The sequence below is a fragment of the Bradyrhizobium monzae genome, assembly GCF_021458635.1.
Taxonomy (GTDB): Bacteria; Pseudomonadota; Alphaproteobacteria; order Rhizobiales; family Xanthobacteraceae; genus Bradyrhizobium.
This window is the reverse complement of the sequence record NZ_JAIRDQ010000006.1, coordinates 381,853-400,891: the sequence shown is the minus strand read 5'-3', so window position 1 is coordinate 400,891 and position 19,039 is coordinate 381,853. Positions and strand designations below refer to the sequence as shown.

The window sequence follows — 19,039 nt, the reverse complement described above, 5'->3', positions numbered from 1 at the left end:
GTGTCCGCCATGGAACGGGACGCCGTACTGATTGATCTCGCGCTTCAGGGCGGCGGCTCGCACGGGGCCTTCTCCTGGGGTGTGCTCGACCGACTGCTGGAGGAAAAGTGGCTCCCCATCGCCGCGATCTCCGGAACCTCCGCGGGCGCGATGAATGCGGCGGTGCTGGCGGATGGCTGGACGGGGGGCGGCGCCGAAGGCGCGCGTGCTGCACTGGAACAATATTGGCGCCGTGTCTCGAAGGCCGCGGCCTTTAGCCCGCTGCAGCGTTCGCCGCTCGACCGGCTGATGGGACGCTGGACGCTCGATACGTCGCCTTTCTACATCCTGACCGACCTGATGTCGCGGGTGCTGTCGCCCTACGATCTCAATCCGACCGGCTTCAATCCGCTGCGCGCGGTGCTGGCTGAGAGCATCGATTTCGAGCGGCTCGCGCGCTCGCCGATCCAGCTCTTCATCACCGCGACGCGGGTGCGCACCGGCCGCGGCCGCATCTTCCGCAACGCCGAGATCACGGCCGACGTGCTGCTGGCGTCGGCCTGCCTGCCGACCATGTTTCGCGCGATCGAGATCGACGGGGAGCCCTATTGGGACGGCGGCTACGCAGGTAACCCGACCATCACGCCGCTGGTCCGCGAGAGCGACGCGCACGACACCATCCTCGTCCAGATCAATCCGACCGAGCGGCTGGAGCAGCCGCGCACTGCCGCGGAGATCCTCAACCGACTCAACGAAATCTCGTTCAACTCGCCGCTGATGAAGGAGCTGCGCATGATCGCGTTGCTGCGCCAGGCGGCAGATCCCGGCGGCGGCGAGGGCGCGCGCTGGGCGAAAATGCGGACGCATCGGATCAAGAGCGACATGCTCGCGACGTTCGGTGCATCCTCGAAGCTCAACGCGGAATGGGAGTTCGTCTCGATGCTGCGCGCCGAAGGGCGCATCGCCGCGGAGGCGTTCCTCGCCGAACACGGTGCGGATATCGGCCGGCAATCGACCGCCGATCTCGATGTCCTCCTGGCGGAGTGTTGAGGCATGGGGCTTCTCGGCCTCTTCGTCGGGCTCGGGCTGCTTGTCCTGTTTGCCTTTCGCGGCTGGAGCGTGCTGCTGCTCGCGCCGCTCGCCGCGCTCGTTGCCGCGCTGTTTGGCGGCGAGCCGCTGCTGGCGAACCTGACCCAGGTTTTCATGGTCAATGCGGCGGGATTTCTGGCGCAGTTCTTCCCGATCTTCCTGCTCGGCGCCGTCTTCGGCAAATTGATGGACGATAGCGGCGCGGTGACGTCGGTTGCCGCCTTCATGGCCGAGCGTCTCGGCGAGCGCCGCGTGATCCTGGCGGTCGTGCTGGCGGGTGCGCTGGTCACTTATGGCGGCGTCAGCCTGTTCGTGGCCTTCTTCGTCATCGTGCCGATGGCACGTTCGCTGTTTCGTGCCGCCGCGATTCCGCGACGGCTGATTCCGGCTGCGATCGTGCTGGGCACGTCGACCTTCACCATGTCGGCCCTGCCCGGCACGCCGTCGATCCAGAATGCGATCCCGATGCCGTTCTTCGGTACGACGCCCTTTGCCGCGCCGGGCCTGGGCATCGTCGCCTCCCTCATCATGCTCGGCACGGGCTTGTGGTGGCTGCATCGCGCCGAGGCCAAGGCCCGACGCGCCGGAGAGGGCTACGGCGACGACGTCGAGGATACGACTGAGCGCGCCTCATCCGACCAACTCGTGCGCGAACGCGCAACGACGGCGCGGGAGTTCGACCCGGCCGAGATGAAGCACGGGCATCGCAGCGGCGAGCCAGCGCCGATCGCGAGTGCGGTCTTGCCGCTGGTGATCGTCGTGGCCGTCAATCTCGTAATGTCGCTCGTGGTACTGCCTCGGCTCGATGTCAGCTACCTTGCCGAGCAGCGCTTTGGCGAGACGTCGCTTGCCGCCGTGGCAGGCGTGTGGTCGGTCGTGGTCGCCTTGACCGCGGCGATCGTCATGACCATCGCGCTGAACTGGACGCGGCTGCCGGCATTGCGGCAGACCATGGACGCCGGGGCCAATGCGTCGGTGCTGCCGGCGTTCAGCGTCGCCAGTCTCGTCGGATTCGGTGCGGTCGTGGCTGCGCTGCCCGCATTCGCAATGGTGCGCGAATGGGTGCTCGCGATCGAAGGCGGCCCGCTGGTCTCGCTCGCTGTTGCGACCAATATCCTGGCGGCGCTGACCGGCTCGGCGTCGGGCGGCCTGACGATCGCGCTCGACGCGCTCGGCCAGACCTATGTCGAGCTCGCCGCGCGCACCGGCATCGACCTTGCGCTGATGCACCGCGTCGCGGTGATCGGTTCGGGGACGCTGGACATCCTGCCGCACAATGGGGCGGTGGTCAGCCTGCTCGCGATCTGTGGCCTGACCCATCGCGACAGCTATCTGGACATCGTGATGGTGGGCATCGTGACGTCGCTGCTGGCGCTGGTGGCCGTGATTGCGCTGGGTAGCGCCCTTGGATCGTTCTGAAGCGATTGACGCCGCGGAGAAGGTTGCATTCAATGCGGCCAACTGTCGGACGCAAAACCGAGAAAGCCGGGTGGAAACGATGACGCTGATAAGGGCAAGACTGTGCGCATGGCTGGTGGGAACGGCGGCAGCGTTGAGTACGACCGGGGCGTTCGCGGCGACGCTGGCCGAGGATGCGGATACCGTCTGCAAAGGTCTCGCCGGCGGCACCGATACCGTCAAGATCGACGCTGCGACGTTGCAGACAGCGTCCCAGCTCGCTGTCGCCGAGCGCGGACCGACGCCGGCGGGACGCATCACGCCGGCCAATCCTGTGTTCTGCAAGGTGCTCGGTCATATCGAGCCCGTGGATCCCAAGGCGCCGCCGGTCAAATTCCAGGTCAATCTACCCGTCGAATGGAACGGGCGCTCGGTGCAATATGGCGGCGGCGGTTTCAACGGTGTGCTGATCACCGGCCTCGGTTTGCCGCCGGCCTATCCCTTCGACAAGCCGTCGCCACTCGCGCGCGGCTTCGTCACCTACGGCACCGATTCCGGTCATGAGTCCAAGCCGGGCGAGCCGCCGCAGCTGTTCGCGTTGAACGACGAAGCATTCGAGAATTTTGCCCACGGCGCCTACAAGAAGGTGCGCGACGCCGCGGTCGTGCTGATGCAGCGCGCCTACGGCAAGAAGCCGGACAAGATGTACTTCATGGGCTCGTCCGAAGGTGGCCGCGAAGGCCTGACCATGGCGCAGCGCTATCCCGACGATTTCGACGGGATCTTCGCGCGCGTGCCCGTCATCAACTGGGTCGGGTTGCAGCATGCGGGCACGCGCTCTGGCCTCGTCACCATGGGCGAGGGCTGGATCAATCCGGCGCAGGTCAAGCTCGTGGGCGATGCGGTGCGGGCAGCCTGCGACAAGGCGGACGGATCCGACGATGCGCTGGTGCAGGACCCCGTCGCTTGCAAGGCGGCGTTTAAGGTCGAGACGTTGCGTTGCGCCGACGGCAAGAGCGGCGATCAGTGTCTCACCGACGCACAGATCAAGGCGGTCGACACGCTGCATGCCAGCTACAAATTCCCGTTCGCGCTCGCCAATGGCCTCGACGACTATCCGGGATGGGGCGTGTCGGGTGAGGACACGCCCGCGATCGGCCCGACCGGCGGCTGGATGGCGTGGTGGCTCGGCGTCGCGCCGCCGGCGCAGCCGCCCGCGCCCAACAACGGTATCGCCTGGATTTATGGTGCCGGCGGCATTCAATACGTGTTCGCGCGCGATCCCAAGCTCGACGTCACCACCTACAAGGTGGAGGACCACAAGGCGCGGCTGCTCGAAGTCTCGAGCCTGATGGATTCGACCGATCCCGATCTCAGCCGGTTCCGCGCCCGCGGCGGCCGGCTGATCATGCTCGAGCACATGGCGGACTACGCGCAGAGCCCCTATGCCGGCATCCGCTATTTCGAGAGCGTCGAGCGCAAGCTCGGCAAGGCCGAGACCGCCGAATTCGCGCGGCTCTACACCGCGCCCGGCGTCGACCATGTCGGCTCCGGCGCGCCCGCCAATGTCGACATGCTGAGCGCGCTGGTCGACTGGGTCGAGAAGGGCACGGCGCCCGGTGACCTCGAAGTCACCGAGCAGAGGGTCGAGGCGCCGTCATTTGCGGTCACGCGCGCGATGCCGCTGTGCCGCTGGCCGGGCTGGCCGCACTACAAGTCCGGCCCGGTGACGGCGGCGTCGAGCTTCAGCTGCGCACCGTGACATTCCAGCGTCATGCCCGGGGGCGAGCCCGGGCATGACGACCTCTGTGAATGCTCAGTGCGCGCCGCCCCCACCGGCCGCCTTCACGCGTCGCGTCAGCAGCACCGCGATCGCGGCGAGCACCAGCACCACGCCGATGACGGCAAAGGCATCGGAATAACCCATCACCAGCGCCTGGCGTTTCACCGTCTTGCCGAGTGCGATGATGGCCTGCTCACGTGCGGTGTTGGGGTCGGGCACGCCGTGGGCCATGAAGTAGTCCGTCATCTGCGCGATGCGGGTGCGGACCTCCTCGCGGCCGAGCGTGACCGACTGGCCGATGATGTTGGAGTGGAATTGCTCGCGCTTGGTGATGATGGTCGCGAGCGTCGCGGTGCCGATCGCGCCGCCGAGATTGCGGAACATGTTGCTGATGCCGGAGGCTGCGGCCGCATCCTGCGGGGCGATGCCGCCTGTCAGCACCGAAGTCAGCGGCGTCAGCACCATGGCTTGGCCCATCGCACGCACGATGTTCGGGATCCAGAGCTGGTCGCCGGCATAGTCCGGTGACATCGCGGTGTTCATGAAGCAGCTATAGGCGAAGATCAGCAGCCCGGTGATTGCGATGTAGCGCGTGTCGAAACGTTGCATCAGCTTTGGAATCAGCGGGATCAGCACGAGCTGTGGCAGCCCGGTCCAGGCCAGCACATTGCCGATCTGCTCGGCATTGTAGCCCTGCGCCTGGCCGAGATAGGCCGGCAGGATGTAGACCGAGCCGAACAGCGCGAAGCCGACCATGGTCATCGCAATCGTGCCGAAGCCGAAATTGCGCTGGGTCAGCAGGCGCAGCCTGATCAGCGGCTTCTCGATGTTGAGCTCGATCGTGACGAACAGCGTGAGGCTGACGGCTGCGATGATCGCGAGCTTGACGATGAAGGGCGAGGAGAACCAGTCGTCCTTGTTGCCCTCCTCCAGCACGGCCTGCAGCGCCGACAGCCCGATCGCCATGGTGACGATGCCGGCCCAGTCGCCCTCCTTCAAGAGGCCGAGCTGCATCTTCTGCTTCTCAAGCGTCAGATAGAGCGCCGCCACCATCACGGCGGTCGGGATCACGTTGACGAAGAAGATGGTACGCCAGCCATAATTCTCGGTGAGATAACCGCCGATGGTCGGACCGATTGCAGGGGCAAAGGTGACGGAGAGCGCGAAGATCGCAAGACCGACGGGCTGCTGCGGCTTCGGCAGCTTGGTCAGCACCAGCGTGAACGCCATCGGGATCAGCACCCCGCCGGCAAAGCCCTGCAGGCCGCGCATCGCGATCATCGACGGCAGATCGTGGGTGAAGGCGCAGGCGACCGAGAACGCCGCGAACAGCGCCGCGCTTGCGATCATGTAGCGGCGGAACGAGAACACGCGACTGAGATAGTCGGTCAGCGGGATCACGATGATTTCGCCGATCAAATACGACGTCGAGATCCAGGAGCCGTTGTCGGCGCCGGTGCCGATGCCGCCCTCGATGTTGGCCAGCGATGCGTTGGTGATCTGGATGTTCAGGATCGCCATGAACGAGCCGATCATGGCGGCGAGCACGGCGATCCAGACCGCGGCACTCGCGCGATTGGGATCGACGGCGGCGTTGTTAGACGTCGCGGCCGATGTTGCTGATGTCGAAAGTGAGAGGCTGTTTGACATGGCACGACCTTCCGGAAACGAGCTTGGCCTTTGCTGCGGTCTTGGGCGTGTCGGCCGCATTCGCGGTCGGCGCGATCGAACGTGTGGCAATCGTCGGAATCACGGACATGCCGGGACGGAGCGCGATCGCGAGTCCATGCTGGGCATCCAGCGCGATCTTGACGGGGATGCGCTGCACCACCTTGGTGAAATTGCCGGTGGCGTTGTCGGGCGGCAGCAGCGCGAATTCCTGGCCACTGGCCGGCGCGATGGAATCGACATGACCGTGCACGACCTGACCGGGGAACGTGTCGACCTCGATCTCGACCTGCTGCCCGGCGTGGACGTTGGTGAGCTGCGTCTCCTTGAAGTTGGCGACGACATAGGCGCCCTCGGCCGGTACGATCGCCATCAGTTGCGTGCCCGCCTGCACGAACTGGCCGACGCGCAAGGAGCGGTTGCCGACGACGCCGTCGATCGGAGCGACGATCGTGGTGTAGCCGAGATTGAGCTCGGCCTGGCGCTGCAGTGCCGCTGCGCGCGCGGCGGCAGCCTTGGCTTGCAGGATCTCGGCCTTCAGAAGCTCGACCTGCTTGAGGGCTGAGGCGAGGTTGGCGGTGTCGCGCTGGATCGCGGCATCGGCACCGGCGTTGCGCGACTGCGCCTGCTGCGCGTTCTGCACGCTGCCATAGCCCGTCGCGGCGAGATCCGTGTAACGCTTGTTTTCCTGTTGCGCGAAGGTCTTCGCGGCAGTGTCGACATCGACGGTCGCCTTGGCTGCGGCGATCACCGCGTCCTGAACGTCGAGCTGCGCTTCCTTGCTCGTCACCGTCGCGTTCGCGGCGGCGACGTCGGCCCTGGCCTGATCGAGCGCGACCTTGAAGTCGCGATCGTCGATCCTGGCCAGCATCTGGCCGGCCTTCACATGCTCGTTATCGGCGACCAGGACGCCGTTGAGATAGCCGCTGACCTTCGGAGCGATGGTGGTGTTGTCGGCTTTCACATAGGCGTCATCGGTGGAGACGAGGTACTGGCCGACGGTCCAGTAATCGTAACCGTACCAGCTCGCGCCGGCGAGAGCGACGACCGCGGCCCCGATGAGCAACAGTTTGCGAAGATTGAGCTTTCTTCGGGCAGCGAGGGTCGGTGCGCCTGCCAGGACGCCCTCCAGCGCGGAAGCCGGAAGGGCGGTTTGGGCGGCAGCAGATGGGGTGGTGTGGACGGTCATGGCCGGCTCCCCTAAATTAGGAAACTTGATAATTTCCAAATTGAGACTAGCTTTGGAATTGTCAATGGAATGACAGGCATCATTTAAAGACATGGCTCAGGCAAAATCGGAAAGCGCAAAAGCTTCGGAGGAGTGCCGCCCGCGCGGACGCCCGCCGGTGCGCAGCGACGAGGAGACGACGAGAATCGTCCTCGAAGCAGCGCGGCACACGTTCGCGGTCGAAGGCTATGCTGCGACCAGCACGGAGGAGCTCGCGCGCCGCGCCGGCATCTCGACGAAGACGCTTTATCGTCTGTTTCCGGGCAAAGCTGCGCTGTTCGAAGCGATGTGCGCGGACAGGCTCGAGCGGCTGCTCTCTGCCGTCGACCTCCAGGCCAGCGACGGCGTCGATATCGAAACGGGCCTGCGCGCCGCGCTGATGGCTTGCGCCGATCTCGCGCTCGATCCGGAAGTCGTGGCGTTGCAACGCATGGTGCTGCAGCAATCCGCCACATTTCCCGAGCTCGCTGCAAACTTCTACACGAACGGTATTGCCCGCACAGCCAAGGCACTTGCCGGCTGGTTGCGGCTTCAGGTCAAGCGCAAGCGCATCGTCGTCGACGATGCCGAGGAAGTCGCCGGCATGCTGATCGGCATGGTCGCTTCCGCCCCGCAGCGGGCCGCGATCTATGGCGGCGCACCTCTGCCGTCGCGCAAGCAGATCGGGCGTCGCGTGGAGACCTGCGCGGCGTTGTTCCTCGACGGCTGCCGCGCCAAATCGCCATAGCGGCTCCCGTTTGACAACGGTTCCGGCCTCGCTTAAATGCTTCGCATGCGAAATAAAGAGGCCGCGGCGAGGCATCATCGGCTGATCTATTTGCTGAACGTCGCGCAACGGCGCTTGCTGCGGTGGATGGCGGCCCAGCCCTCGAGCGAGGTGACGCCGGCGCAGGCGGGACTGCTGTTCATCCTCGGCAAGCAGGATGGCGTCCTGATGGGCGAGGCGGGTGCGGCGCTCGATTTGGGGCCGGCCGGCATTTCGGGTCTGGTCGATCGCAGTGTTGCGGCGAGGCTGGTCGAGCGGCGGGCCGACCGCGAGGATGGGCGCGCCTGGCGCGTGTGGCTGACGTCGAAGGGCCGAACCGTGCTGGCGCGGGCGAAGACCGACGCGGCCGCGGTCAATGCCGCGCTGACGGAAGGATTTACCAGCGCGGAGATCGACATCGTCGCGCGCTGGCTGACGAGCATTCAGGACAAGTTTCCAAGAGACTCAAAAGAGACCTGACAAGAGATCCAGAGGACTAAGAGGAGAGAGAAATGACCGAGCATGTACGAGTTGAGAACAACAGCGGAATTCTCACGCTCACCTTGGCGCGCCCTGACAAGAAGAACGCGCTGACGGATGCGATGTACGGCAAACTTGCCGACACCATCGAGTCTGCCGAGTTCGATCCGTCCGCGCGCGTGCTGCTGATCCGCGGCGAAGGCGACATGTTCACTGCCGGCAATGACGTCGGCGAGTTTGCAGCCGTCGCGTCGGGGAAGTCCGAAGGCAGCCGCAATGTCGGGCGCTTCATCCAGTCCTTGGCGCGCTGCACCCGTCCGCTGGTTGCGGCGGTGCAGGGCCGCGCCGTTGGCGTCGGCGCCACGATGCTCCTGCATTGCGATCTCGTCGTGCTCGCCGACAACACCCAATTGTCGACGCCCTTCGTCAGTCTTGCGCTGGTGCCGGAAGCCGCGTCGAGCCTGCTGATGCCGGCGCGCATCGGTTATGCCCGCGCCTATGAGATGTTTGCGCTCGGCGAGACCGTGCCGGCCAAGGCCGCGCTGGAATGGGGCCTGGCCAACCGCGTCGTGCCGCTCGACAAGCTCGACGCCGAGGCGCTCGCGCTCGCTCAGCGGCTTGCCAGGCAGCCGGCCGGTGCACTCACCGCGACCAAGAGACTGATGCGCAACGGCGAGGCGCTGGTGGCGCAGATGCTGGCGGAGGGCGAGCAATTCGCGCAGCGCCTGCGCACGGCGGAGGCGCGCGAGGCGTTTACCGCCTTTGCCGAGCGCCGTCCGCCGGATTTCACGAAGGTTTCGTGACGCCTGCGGCCTGCTTAAAGGTTTGGCAAACCGGAATTCCCGGCATTTGCCTAAAACCTTAACTGAACATTGGCATGTCGCGGTGCAAGGTGGCCTCTCTTGGAAGAGTAGGCCCCTGACTCATGGCAATGTTTAAGAAATCGGTAAGTTCGCTTCTCCTGGTGTTGATGGCCTTGCTGGCGGCCGGTGCGCTCGCCAGCACGGCGATCCAGATGGTCGGGGCCTTCGGCCGCTACAGCGACAGTCTCGAGACCGCGCGGCTTGCCGCCGCCGACAAGGCGATCTTCCACGGCGTATTGTCCCTGCGCAACAATCGCGGCGACGCACAAAGCGCGCTGCTCGGCGACGACGATCCACGCAGTAAGCTCGGTGAAGCCGAGAAGGCGGAGCAGGGCGGCTATGATGGCATCGGCGCAGCGCTGGCCACTGTCGACTTCGCGCGCCGTGACGAGCTCGCCAGCACGCTGAAGCAGCGCTGGGGTGAGGCCGCACCGCAATTCCAGCTGTTCTACGACGAGGCCAAGCGCCCGCGCGCCGAGCGCAAGATCGAGCGGACCAACTCCTGGTACGACGCCGTCACAAAGGTCATCGACACCGCGAACCTCGCCTCCACCGCAGTGTCGAACCGCGCCTGGATGAACGATCCCTTCATCGCCCGCATGATCCAGGTCCGCCGCCTCGCCTGGCAGGTGCGCGACCGCTACGGAATCCATTGTTCGTCGCTCCGCTCCAACGTCAACAGCAGCAAGCCGCTCGACGACGGTCAGAAGCGGTCAGTGGCGCAATGGGATGGCACCATCGCTTCCGGCTGGGCCGGCATGGCCGAGTTGCTGGCCGCGCCCGATGTGACGGCGGATTTGGTCACCGCGGCCAAGGAGGCGCAGGCCAAGACCGACGGCGTCCTCAAGCAGATCAACGAGCTCACCAGGAATTTCGACGGCAGCGGCAAGCCGGCGATGGCCGCTTCGGAATGGAATACGCTGTGCCAGTCGCCGTTTCCGCTGATCGTTGCGGTCGCGACCAAGGCGCTCGACCAGTCGATCGCGCGCGCCGAGACGGTGCAGGCGAAGGCTCTGACCAGTCTCGTGATCCAGTCGCTCGCGTTCCTGATCGCGCTCGCCGTGACGCTCGCCGGCGTTTATGTCGTGCGCAATCGCCTGATGCGTCCGGTCCGCGCCATTCTCGACGCCATCGCCCGGATCAGCGCCCGCGACTACGCAACGCAAGTCCCGCAATCGCGCTATCCCGACGAGTTCGGCACCATGGCCGCGGCCCTCGAAAGCCTGCGCGAGAGCGCAGCAACTGCGGAACGTCTGGGCCAGGAACGCGAATCGCAGCAGGCGCTGCAGCTCGCCCGCTCCGGTACCGTCGATGATGCGTGCCGCAGTTTCGACGACACCGTACAGGCGGTGATCCACAGCGTCGCCGCCTCGACCAAGGAGCTCGATGCCACCGCGACCGAAGTGCGCACGCTGGTGTTGGAATCGAGCAGCCAGACGGCTGCGGTCTCCTCAGCCGCCGAGCAGGCCACCAACAATCTCGAAAGCATTGCGGCTGCGACCGAGGAGCTCTCGGCGTCCGTCGGCGAAATCTCCGCGCAGGTGCAGTCCAGCGCACGCGATGCACGCGAGGCAGTGTCGCAGGTGGAGCAGACCAATGCCACCGTCGAGATCCTCGACCAGACCGCGGGTCGAATCAGCGAAGTCGTGAAGATGATCCACGCCATCGCCGGCCAGACCAATCTGCTCGCCTTGAACGCGACCATCGAGGCGGCCCGCGCCGGTGAAGCCGGCCGCGGCTTTGCTGTGGTTGCCGGCGAGGTCAAGAGCCTCGCGGCGCAGACCGCGACCGCGACCGAGGAAATCTCGCGCCAGGTCGAGGAAATCCAGGGTGCGACCGGGCAGGCGGTCGCCGCCATCCGCTCGATCGGCGGTGCCATCAGTGGCATCGACGAGAAGATGACCGCGATTGCCGCCGCCGTCGAGCAGCAGCGTGCGGCCACCACCGAAATCTCGCGCAACTTCCAGCATGCCGCCCAGGGCACCCGTGAGGTCACCGATACCATCGGCAGCGTCGCCAAGCTCAACCAGGAGACCGGCAATGCCGGCTCGGTGCTGTCCCAGTCCGTGACCAAGATGTCGGCCGACGCCGACCGTCTCCGCGTCGCGGTCGAGGGCTTCCTTGGCGCGGTAAAGACCGCTTAGGCTTGCATTCTCCGTTCAACGGCACGCGGATCGGCATTGCCGCGCATGCGTGCGCGCTGTAAATGGTAGCGGTACCACGCTCTAACCTGCCCGCAGGCGCATCAAAGCCAACGGCAGGAATACAGGGAGAATTTCGATGCCGGTCACCCCACACAATGCCCAGCGCCCGTATCGCGGCGTGTTCCCGGTCGCGCCGACCATCTTCGACGAGCGCGGCGAGCTCGATCTCGAGGGCCAGCGCCGCTGCATCGATTTCATGATCGATGCCGGCTCCCACGGCATCTGCATTCTTGCCAATTTCTCCGAGCAATTCGTGCTGACCGACGCCGAGCGCGAGACCGTGATGCATGCGGTGCTGGAGCGTGTCGCCGGCCGCGTGCCCGTGATCGTCACCACCACTCATTTCAGCTCGGCCGTGTGCGCGGCGCGGAGCCAGCAGGCCGAGGCCGCCGGTGCCGCCATGGTGATGGTGATGCCGCCCTATCACGGCGCCACCTTCCGCGTGCCCGAGAAGGGCGTCGTCGAGTTCTTCAAGGTGCTTTCGGGTGCGATCAACATCCCGATCATGATTCAGGATGCGCCGGTGGCGGGCACGCCGCTCTCGGTCGAGCTGCTGGCGCGGCTTGCGCGCGACTTCGGCAACATCCGCTATTTCAAGATCGAGGTCGCAGGTGCGGCGTCAAAGCTCCGCAGCCTGATCGAGGCGGGCGGCAAGGACATCGAGGGTCCCTGGGACGGCGAGGAGGCGATCACGCTGCTCGCCGATCTCGATGCGGGCGCAACCGGCGCCATGACCGGCGGCGGCTATCCCGACGGCATTCGCCAGATCATCGATCCCTATTTCGCCGGCGATCGGGAGAAGGCGAAGGCCGCGTACGAACGCTGGCTGCCGCTGATCAACTACGAGAACCGCCAATGCGGCCTGATCGCCTGCAAGGCGATGATGCAGGCCGGCGGCGTGATCAAGTCGGACGCGGTCCGTCATCCGCTACAGCCGCTGCATCCGGCGACCCGGGCGGGCTTGCTGGAATTGGCCAAGGAGCGCGACGCGCTGGCGTTGCGCTGGGGGAAGTAGCCACACACTTAGCTATCGTAGGGTGGGCAAAGCGAAAGCGTGCCCACCACCTGTTGCCGTCACCAAGAGTGGTGGGCACGGCGCTTCGCGCCTTTGCCCACCCTACGAGGCCGCTGCCAGCTTCCACTCGCCGATGATGCGGAAGCGCGCCTTCGCATCATCCTGCATGAACAGCGTGATGCGATCGATCGCCAACGTATCCAGCTTCAGCGTCGCAAACCTCGCCCGCAGCATCTCCAGAATCGGCCCGCGTCGCTCCGCATCCAGCCGCCCCGTCAGCGTCATGTGGAAGCGGAATTCTTCCATCACGTACGGATAGCCCCAGCCGTCGAGATACTCGCGCTGGCGCTCGCTGAGCTTCTCGGGCTTTCGCCGCGCGCGGCCTTCGTCCGTCAGGGGCGGACGGAATGAATCGAATTCGCGGACACAGTCGGCCGCCAGTTGCTGGAGCGCGTCGACTGGCTCTGCCGGGATGACGGCGATGAAGCCGCTGATGGAATCGACGACCGGCCGGACCACCGGCATCCGCCCTGCCTTCGCGGCGAACGTCGCACAGGCAGCCGTGAGCTCGGCCTCGGTCTTGTCTGATACCAGCGCCATCGGCGCCTTCAGCGTGCCGTGAAAGCCGTATTTGCGGGGATCGGCGGTGATGTCGCGCCAGTCCGGCGCGACATGCAGGGCGTCTTGCGGAAACGGAACCTCGTCGCCCGTATAGGCATCATAGCCGAGCAACTCGGCGCCGAAACGGGACAGCGCATTGTCGGCGCCGGCGGCAAAATAGATCGCGTAGCGGGGAGAACCTGTCATTGCTCGAGCATAACCAATTTATGCCGCAGCGACAGTCTCGCGCGGCGTCACTGCTGCACCGAGCAGCCGCGTCGCATCGGTGAGATGCACGAGCTTGCCGCCGGCGATCACCGCGACCAGCCGCGGCCGTTGCGGCGCGCTGTCGTCGACCAGCAGGATGTCGGCGCGATGGCCCGCGGCGAGCGTGCCGCGATCGGTCAGGCCGGTGGCCTGCGCCGGTGCCGACGAGATCAGCTTCCAGGCCTCCGTCAGGGGCAGCACGCCGTCCGCGGCAAGGCGGAAGGCCGCAAGCAGTGGCGCCGGATAGTAATAGTCGGAGGCCAGCACCGAGCAGAGCCCCTTCGCAATCATGTCCGAGGCCTTGGTCCAGCCGGTGTGGCTGCCGCCCCGCACGACGTTCGGCGCGCCGTAGACGATGGCGTCGCCGTGATCTGCGGCTTCGCGCGCCGTCTCTTCGTTGATCGGAAATTCGGCGAGCGTCACGCCGAGGTTGCGAAAATCCCGACGCATCGTCGGGCTCGCATCGTCATGCGACAGCATCCGTACCCCGGCGCGGCGTGCCGCCGCAGCGAGCCGGGTGATCGACGCCGGAACATCGGCGGCGCGCGAGACAATATGCGCGACCAGCTTGTCGAACGCCTCGCCCGACAGTCCCGTCCGCTCCACCATGCGGTTGCGCTTGCGTGGATTGGAGATCTCGGCAACAACCCCGTCCATGTGATCGTTGAAGGCGAACAGGTCGACGCGGCCCTCGGCGAGCCACTGGCCGATCTCGTCCTCGGCATCGAGATTGTAGGTCTCGTGCCGCAAATGGAAGCGGGTGTCGGCGGCAAATTGCGGACGCTGCCGCTCGATTGCCTCGAGCAGACGCCTTGCATTATCGCCGCTGCGCAGGCCCGGCTCCCACGACCAGGTCGTGGCGTGGAAGACGGTGGTGATGCCGTTGCTGATGACCTGGCGGTCGGTGTCGGCCAGCGCGACGTCGATCGGGAAATCGACGGCGGCGCGCGGCATCATCTGCCGTTCGAAGGCATCGCCGTGCAGATCGACGATGCCGGGCAGCACCAGCAGGGTGCGCGCATCGATCGCCAGCCGTGCGCGGCCGCGAGATGCATCGATCTGCGCGATGTCGGTTCCCGATACTGCAAGGGAGGTCTCAGTGAGCTCGGAGCCGATCAGGGTCCGGCCACCCTCGATGAAAATGTCTGTCACGCGACCGCGCTTCGTTTGCTGGCAGAGGAATGTGCCCCTGCTTCGTATGTCGTCAGGAAATCTTCAATCGCGAGCTTGCGGAAATCGGGCAGTGCCGCACGCAATTTGTCGTGATCCCAGTCCCACCATGCCAGCTTTGCAAGCCGTCCGGCAACCTCTTCCGAGAACCGGCGCCGCACGATGCGCGCCGGATTGCCGGCGACGATGGTATAGGCCGGCACGTCTTTGGTGACGATGGCGCCGGCCGCGATCACCGCGCCGGTGCCGATGTTGCGGCCCGGCAGCACGACCGCGCCATGGCCGATCCAGACGTCATGGCCGATATGGACGTGATGCTGGCGCCGCCAGTCGAAGAATTCGCTGTCGTCGCTCTCGCCCGGAAAATAGGCGCTGGAGCGGTAGGTGAAGTGCGCCTGCGTGACGCGATGCATCGGATGATTGCCGGGATTGATCCGCGTCATCGCCGCGATCGAGCAGAATTTTCCGATGGTGGTGTAGGTGATCTGCGCGTCGTTGACGACGTAGGAGTAATCGCCCATCGCCACTTCGTCCAGGATGGTGCGCGGTCCGACCTCGGTATAGGCGCCGAGCCGGGTCTCGTGCAGCTTCGCCGAAGGATCGACGGTCGGCTCGACCGAAAGCGCTTTGCCGGCCATGTTGCATCCGAAAGCTTGAGGGCGGGCGCTCGTCTTCGAGCGGCTCGATGACAATGTCATGACGATACAATGACAGGGGATGAAGTGTGCTGGATCGCCGCACCGCATCGTGCATGTCACACAAGTGTCAAGCGTCGGCGATAGCGGTGGGCTCGAGCTACTCTGGAGCCCTGCATGCTGGTGGTTGAAGGTTTGACGTGCCGCTTCGGCGCAAAAGCCGCGGTGGACGACGCTTCGTTTCAAATCTCCCCCGGCGGCTTCGTCGGTGTGATCGGGCGCTCCGGCGCCGGCAAGTCGACCCTGCTGCGGACCATCAACCGTCTGGTGACGCCGACGCAGGGGCGCATTAGGTTCGACGGGCTCGACGTCACCGCGCTGCGCGGCAAGGAGTTGCGGCAGTGGCGGGCGCGTTCGGCGATGATCTTCCAGCAGTTCAACCTCGTAGGCCGGCTCGATGTGCTGACCAATGTGCTGATGGGACGTCTTGCCACTATGCCGGCCTGGCGCTCGCTGTCGCAGACCTGGCCCGAGCAGGACAAGGCGCTGGCGATGTCGGCGCTTGAGCAGTTCGACATCGCTTCGCTCGCCGCCCAGCGCGCCGATCAGCTCTCCGGCGGCCAGCAGCAGCGCGTCGCGATCGCGCGGGCGCTGGTGCAGCAGCCCGACATCATCCTCGCCGACGAGCCGATCGCCTCGCTCGATCCGCGCAATACCAAGATCGTCATGGATGCGCTTCTGCGCATCAACAAGCATTTTGGCATCACCGTGCTCTGCAATCTGCACTCGCTCGATCTGGCGCGCAGCTATTGCGACCGCCTGATCGGCATGGCGCAGGGTCGTGTGGTGTTCGACGGCGCACCGTCCGCGCTGACGGACCTCGTCGCCCGTGAGCTCTACGATCTCGAAGCCGCCGACGTCATGGGCGGTCCGCCTGCGCCGGCACCCGAGGGGGTCCCGGCACTCGGAACGGCGGCCGCCGCCTGAGCCGCGCCGCACCTGTTGAATTTCCCGTTTCGCGTCAACCGACCCCAACCGATGAAGAGGGTATCATGATCACTCGTAGACTCATTCTTGCCGGCGCCGCCGCGCTTGCCTTCACGACCTCCGCCTTGGCGGACGACTGGAAAGCCAAATATCCCGAGCTGACCTTCGCGGTCGTGCCGGCCGAGAACGCCTCGGGCGTCACCGAGCGCTGGACCCCGTTCGTCGAATATCTGTCGAAGCAGCTCGGCGTGAAGGTCACGCTGCGCATCGCCAACGACTACGCCGCGGTCATCGAAGGCCAGCGCGCCGGCAACATCCACATTGCGAGCTACGGCTCGGCCTCGTTCGCCCGCGCCCGCCTGACCGGCGTCAAGACCGATGCCTTCGCCAACGACATCAACGCCGACGGCTCGACCGGCTACTACTCGGTGTTCTTCGTCAAGGCGAGCAGCCCGTACAAGAAGGTCGACGACCTCAAGGGCAAGAACCTCGGCCTGGTCGACCCGAACTCGACCTCCGGCAACAACGTGCCGCGTTTCGAGCTCGACAAGATGGGCATTCCGGATGCCGACACCTATTTCAGCAAGGTCGTCTTCACCGGTAGCCACGAGAACGCGATCCTGGCGCTGTCGCAGGGCACGGTGGATGTCGCCGCCAACCAGTGGACGAGTGACGACGATTCCACCCTGGCCCAGATGCTGACCAAGAACATGCTGAAGAATGCCGACGGCTCGGCGATGAAGAAGGACGATTTCCGCATCATCCACAAGTCGGCGCCGATCATCAACGGTCCATATGCCTACAACGCGGATCTGCCGGAAGATGCCAAGGCGGCGATCGCGAAGGCGTTCTTCGATGCGCCCGTCAAGGACAAGGCCGCGTTCGAGCGCCTGTCCGATGGCCAGAAGAAGGGTTTCCATCCCGCCACCACCAAGGACTGGGATGGCACGGTCGAGCTGATCAAGTTCGTCGACGCATTGCGTAAGAAGAAGGCGTCCTGAGTTTTCGGGACGAGCTACTCGAGCCGGGTCGATGGACCCGGCTCTTTCTCTTTTTGACCGGCCACTTGTCTTGACCAGATGACCGTCGCGGTTTCGATCCTCCCCGAGCAGCAGCTCGCTGTGCTGAACGCTGCCTATAACAAGGCGGTCTTTCGCAAGCGGCTCCGCCTCCTGTTGGGCGTCGCGATTTTCGCCGCGGCACTGCTTCTCGCCGCGATCGGCGCAGAGGTGAATCTGCGCACGCTGTTCACCTATTTCGGCAACTTCGTCAGCTATTTCGACCGCATCCTCACGCTCGACAGCGGCCAGCGCGTCTGGACCGATGTCGGCGAATGGCTGTGGGGCTGGCGCAAATGCCTGAAGATGCTGGGTGAGACGCTGCTGATCAGCTATGTCGGCACGCTGACCGGCGCGGTGTTCGCCTTCGCGCTCAACTTCTTCGCCGCTGAAAACACTTCACCTGCGCCATGGCTGCGCTTCGTGGTGCGGCGCCTGCTTGAATTCGCGCGCACTGTTCCCGGAATCGTGTTCGCGCTGATCTTCGTCATCGCCTTCGGCCTCGGGCCGATGGCCGGTGTGCTGGCGATTGCGATCCACTCCACCGGCGCTTTGGGAAAACTGTTCTCGGAGATGGTCGAGAACGCCGACATGAAGCCGGTCGAGGGCATCCGCTCGACCGGTGCGAGCTGGCTCTCCTGCATGCGCTTCGCGATCCTGCCGCAGGTGACCGCGGGCTATGCCAGCTACGCGCTGCTGCGCTTCGAGATCAACGTCCGCGAAGCGTCCGTCATGGGCTTCGTCGGCGCCGGTGGCATCGGGCAGGAGCTCGTCGTTGCCATCCGAAAATTCTATTATTCGGACGTCAGCGCGATCCTGCTGCTCATCATCGTCACCGTCTTCATCATCGACATCTCGACCGGCTGGCTGCGCGGGCGCCTGTTCGGCAAGGAGGCGCGGACGTGACGGGACCGCAGGAGGTCGATACCGCCGAGATCCGCGCGCGCTACCCGGATGTGTTCGACCGGCCGGCCTTGGCGCGGCTCGCTATGCCCGCGATGATCGTCGCAGCGCTCGGCATCTTGATCTACGGCCTGGTCGATCTCGATTTCTCGCCGTCGCGCTTTGTCGCCGGCCTTAGTCAACTCGGCTGGATCAGCATGATGATGATCCCGCCCGATCCCGGCTCGTCGCTGCCGATCTATCTGAAGGCGCTGGGCGAGACGCTGTCGATCGCGCTGCTCGGCACCACGCTGGCCGCATTGTTCGCGCTGCCCGTCAGCCTGCTTGCCGCGCGCAATGTCGTGCCGTCGATCATCCTGCGCTTTCCCGTCCGTCGCTTTCTCGATTCGATCCGCGGCGTCGATACGCTGATCTGGGCGCTGGTCTGGATCAACGTCGTTGGCCTGGGTCCGTTCGCCGGCGTGCTGGCCATCGCCGTGTCGGATTTCGGCGCGTTCGGAAAGCTGTTCTCGGAGGCGATCGAGGGGGCCGACCAGAAGCAGGTCGAGGGTATCCGCGCCTCCGGCGGCAGTGCCTTGCACGAGATCCGCTTCGGCCTGATGCCGCAGGTGCTGCCCGTCATCGCGGGCCAGGTGCTCTATTTCATCGAATCCAATACGCGCTCGGCCACCATCATCGGCATCGTCGGCGCCGGCGGCATCGGGCTTCAACTGGCCGAGCAGATCCGCGTGCTGGAATGGCAGAAGGTGTCGTTCCTGATCCTGATGATCCTGGTCGCGGTCGCCGCGATCGATTTTATTTCGAGCAAGTTGCGGTTCGCGATTATTGGAAGGCGAGCAGTCGCCTAATCGTCAGTGCCGTAGGGTGGGCAAAGCGCAGCGTGCCCACCACCTCTCTCGAAATGTTTGACAGATGGTGGGCACGGCGCAAATGCGCCTTTGCCCACCCTACAAGTCCGGATTCGTGG

The 19,039-nt window shown here is 65.3% G+C and carries 17 protein-coding genes; 12 read left to right on the top strand and 5 right to left on the bottom strand.

Going from position 1 to position 19,039, the window contains the following annotated elements:
- Positions 1–9 precede the first annotated feature (9 nt).
- The 3 genes from K3F49_RS23760 to K3F49_RS23750 all read left to right on the top strand — a co-directional run bounded on the left by K3F49_RS23760 (position 10) and on the right by K3F49_RS23750 (position 4,228).
- Positions 10–1,029, top strand: a complete 1,020-nt coding sequence (locus K3F49_RS23760; protein WP_234683366.1) for a patatin-like phospholipase family protein — start codon at positions 10–12, stop codon at positions 1,027–1,029.
- 3 nt (positions 1,030–1,032) lie between these two features.
- Positions 1,033–2,487 carry a GntP family permease gene (locus K3F49_RS23755; protein ID WP_234683365.1) on the top strand — a complete coding sequence of 485 codons (1,455 nt, stop codon included), beginning with the start codon at positions 1,033–1,035 and terminating at the stop codon, positions 2,485–2,487.
- A gap of 79 nt (positions 2,488–2,566) precedes the next feature.
- Complete coding sequence (locus K3F49_RS23750; protein WP_234683364.1) at positions 2,567–4,228, top strand: tannase/feruloyl esterase family alpha/beta hydrolase; 1,662 nt, start codon at positions 2,567–2,569, stop codon at positions 4,226–4,228.
- A gap of 54 nt (positions 4,229–4,282) precedes the next feature.
- Here the strand turns inward: K3F49_RS23750 and K3F49_RS23745 are convergent, their stop codons facing one another.
- Complete coding sequence (locus K3F49_RS23745; protein WP_276575413.1) at positions 4,283–5,899, bottom strand: DHA2 family efflux MFS transporter permease subunit; 1,617 nt, start codon at positions 5,897–5,899, stop codon at positions 4,283–4,285.
- On the bottom strand, positions 5,847–7,106 hold the full coding sequence (locus K3F49_RS23740) for an HlyD family secretion protein (protein WP_234683363.1): 1,260 nt from the start codon (positions 7,104–7,106) through the stop codon (positions 5,847–5,849). The genes K3F49_RS23745 and K3F49_RS23740 overlap by 53 nt, the downstream gene beginning before the upstream one ends.
- 157 nt (positions 7,107–7,263) lie before the next feature.
- Here K3F49_RS23740 and K3F49_RS23735 point away from each other — a divergent pair, with 157 nt between their 5' ends.
- The 5 genes from K3F49_RS23735 (at position 7,264) to K3F49_RS23715 (ending at position 12,452) form a co-directional block, all read left to right on the top strand.
- Positions 7,264–7,872: a TetR/AcrR family transcriptional regulator gene (locus K3F49_RS23735; protein WP_346657341.1), complete on the top strand. Its 609-nt coding sequence runs from the start codon at positions 7,264–7,266 to the stop codon at positions 7,870–7,872.
- Positions 7,873–7,917: 45 nt separating this feature from the next.
- Positions 7,918–8,370, top strand: a complete 453-nt coding sequence (locus tag K3F49_RS23730) for a MarR family winged helix-turn-helix transcriptional regulator (protein ID WP_234683361.1) — start codon at positions 7,918–7,920, stop codon at positions 8,368–8,370.
- A gap of 32 nt (positions 8,371–8,402) precedes the next feature.
- Positions 8,403–9,173 carry an enoyl-CoA hydratase gene (locus K3F49_RS23725; RefSeq protein WP_234683360.1) on the top strand — a complete coding sequence of 257 codons (771 nt, stop codon included), beginning with the start codon at positions 8,403–8,405 and terminating at the stop codon, positions 9,171–9,173.
- Between the two features lie 122 nt (positions 9,174–9,295).
- Entirely contained in the window at positions 9,296–11,377 is a 2,082-nt protein-coding gene (locus K3F49_RS23720) for a methyl-accepting chemotaxis protein (RefSeq protein ID WP_234683359.1), read from the top strand.
- A 136-nt stretch (positions 11,378–11,513) separates the two neighbouring features.
- Entirely contained in the window at positions 11,514–12,452 is a 939-nt protein-coding gene (locus tag K3F49_RS23715; protein WP_234683358.1) for a dihydrodipicolinate synthase family protein, read from the top strand.
- 102 nt (positions 12,453–12,554) lie between these two features.
- Here the strand turns inward: K3F49_RS23715 and K3F49_RS23710 are convergent, their stop codons facing one another.
- From K3F49_RS23710 to K3F49_RS23700, 3 genes are read right to left on the bottom strand one after another with little or no spacing between them, the layout of a single operon-like run.
- Positions 12,555–13,259: a DUF1045 domain-containing protein gene (locus K3F49_RS23710; RefSeq protein WP_234683357.1), complete on the bottom strand. Its 705-nt coding sequence runs from the start codon at positions 13,257–13,259 to the stop codon at positions 12,555–12,557.
- Positions 13,260–13,277: 18 nt separating this feature from the next.
- Positions 13,278–14,471 carry an alpha-D-ribose 1-methylphosphonate 5-triphosphate diphosphatase gene (locus K3F49_RS23705; RefSeq protein WP_234683356.1) on the bottom strand — a complete coding sequence of 398 codons (1,194 nt, stop codon included), beginning with the start codon at positions 14,469–14,471 and terminating at the stop codon, positions 13,278–13,280.
- The gene (locus K3F49_RS23700; protein WP_234683355.1) at positions 14,468–15,127 is read right to left on the bottom strand and encodes an LbetaH domain-containing protein; all 660 of its coding nucleotides are present in this window, start codon (positions 15,125–15,127) and stop codon (positions 14,468–14,470) included. The genes K3F49_RS23705 and K3F49_RS23700 overlap by 4 nt, the downstream gene beginning before the upstream one ends.
- 174 nt (positions 15,128–15,301) lie before the next feature.
- On the opposite strand from K3F49_RS23700, the gene phnC reads away from it, so the two are divergent.
- The 4 genes from phnC to phnE (K3F49_RS23680) all read left to right on the top strand — a co-directional run bounded on the left by phnC (position 15,302) and on the right by phnE (K3F49_RS23680) (position 18,920).
- The gene (gene phnC, locus K3F49_RS23695) at positions 15,302–16,111 is read left to right on the top strand and encodes a phosphonate ABC transporter ATP-binding protein (RefSeq protein ID WP_234683354.1); all 810 of its coding nucleotides are present in this window, start codon (positions 15,302–15,304) and stop codon (positions 16,109–16,111) included.
- A 65-nt stretch (positions 16,112–16,176) separates the two neighbouring features.
- Positions 16,177–17,112 (top strand): phosphonate ABC transporter substrate-binding protein, encoded by a 936-nt coding sequence (gene phnD / locus K3F49_RS23690; protein ID WP_234683353.1) that lies wholly within the window; start codon positions 16,177–16,179, stop codon positions 17,110–17,112.
- Positions 17,113–17,190: 78 nt separating this feature from the next.
- On the top strand, positions 17,191–18,075 hold the full coding sequence (phnE, locus tag K3F49_RS23685; protein WP_234683352.1) for a phosphonate ABC transporter, permease protein PhnE: 885 nt from the start codon (positions 17,191–17,193) through the stop codon (positions 18,073–18,075).
- A complete protein-coding gene (gene phnE / locus K3F49_RS23680) occupies positions 18,072–18,920 on the top strand; it encodes a phosphonate ABC transporter, permease protein PhnE (RefSeq protein WP_234683351.1) in 849 nt (282 codons plus the stop codon). Before phnE (K3F49_RS23685) ends, phnE (K3F49_RS23680) begins: the two co-directional genes overlap by 4 nt.
- Positions 18,921–19,039 lie beyond the last annotated feature (119 nt).

What these genes read in the sequence shown, in the direction of transcription:
- K3F49_RS23725 (WP_234683360.1), top strand. Translation starts at nt 8,403, where the DNA reads ATGACCGAGCATGTACGAGTTGAGAACAACAGCGGAATTCTCACGCTC.
- K3F49_RS23745 (WP_276575413.1), bottom strand. Translation starts at nt 5,899, where the DNA reads ATGTCAAACAGCCTCTCACTTTCGACATCAGCAACATCGGCCGCGACG.
- K3F49_RS23700 (WP_234683355.1), bottom strand. Translation starts at nt 15,127, where the DNA reads ATGGCCGGCAAAGCGCTTTCGGTCGAGCCGACCGTCGATCCTTCGGCG.
- phnD (WP_234683353.1), top strand. Translation starts at nt 16,177, where the DNA reads ATGATCACTCGTAGACTCATTCTTGCCGGCGCCGCCGCGCTTGCCTTC.
- phnC (WP_234683354.1), top strand. Translation starts at nt 15,302, where the DNA reads ATGCTGGTGGTTGAAGGTTTGACGTGCCGCTTCGGCGCAAAAGCCGCG.
- K3F49_RS23715 (WP_234683358.1), top strand. Translation starts at nt 11,514, where the DNA reads ATGCCGGTCACCCCACACAATGCCCAGCGCCCGTATCGCGGCGTGTTC.
- K3F49_RS23720 (WP_234683359.1), top strand. Translation starts at nt 9,296, where the DNA reads ATGGCAATGTTTAAGAAATCGGTAAGTTCGCTTCTCCTGGTGTTGATG.
- K3F49_RS23760 (WP_234683366.1), top strand. Translation starts at nt 10, where the DNA reads ATGGAACGGGACGCCGTACTGATTGATCTCGCGCTTCAGGGCGGCGGC.
- K3F49_RS23710 (WP_234683357.1), bottom strand. Translation starts at nt 13,259, where the DNA reads ATGACAGGTTCTCCCCGCTACGCGATCTATTTTGCCGCCGGCGCCGAC.
- K3F49_RS23740 (WP_234683363.1), bottom strand. Translation starts at nt 7,106, where the DNA reads ATGACCGTCCACACCACCCCATCTGCTGCCGCCCAAACCGCCCTTCCG.
- phnE (WP_234683352.1), top strand. Translation starts at nt 17,191, where the DNA reads ATGACCGTCGCGGTTTCGATCCTCCCCGAGCAGCAGCTCGCTGTGCTG.
- K3F49_RS23730 (WP_234683361.1), top strand. Translation starts at nt 7,918, where the DNA reads ATGCGAAATAAAGAGGCCGCGGCGAGGCATCATCGGCTGATCTATTTG.
- K3F49_RS23755 (WP_234683365.1), top strand. Translation starts at nt 1,033, where the DNA reads ATGGGGCTTCTCGGCCTCTTCGTCGGGCTCGGGCTGCTTGTCCTGTTT.
- K3F49_RS23750 (WP_234683364.1), top strand. Translation starts at nt 2,567, where the DNA reads ATGACGCTGATAAGGGCAAGACTGTGCGCATGGCTGGTGGGAACGGCG.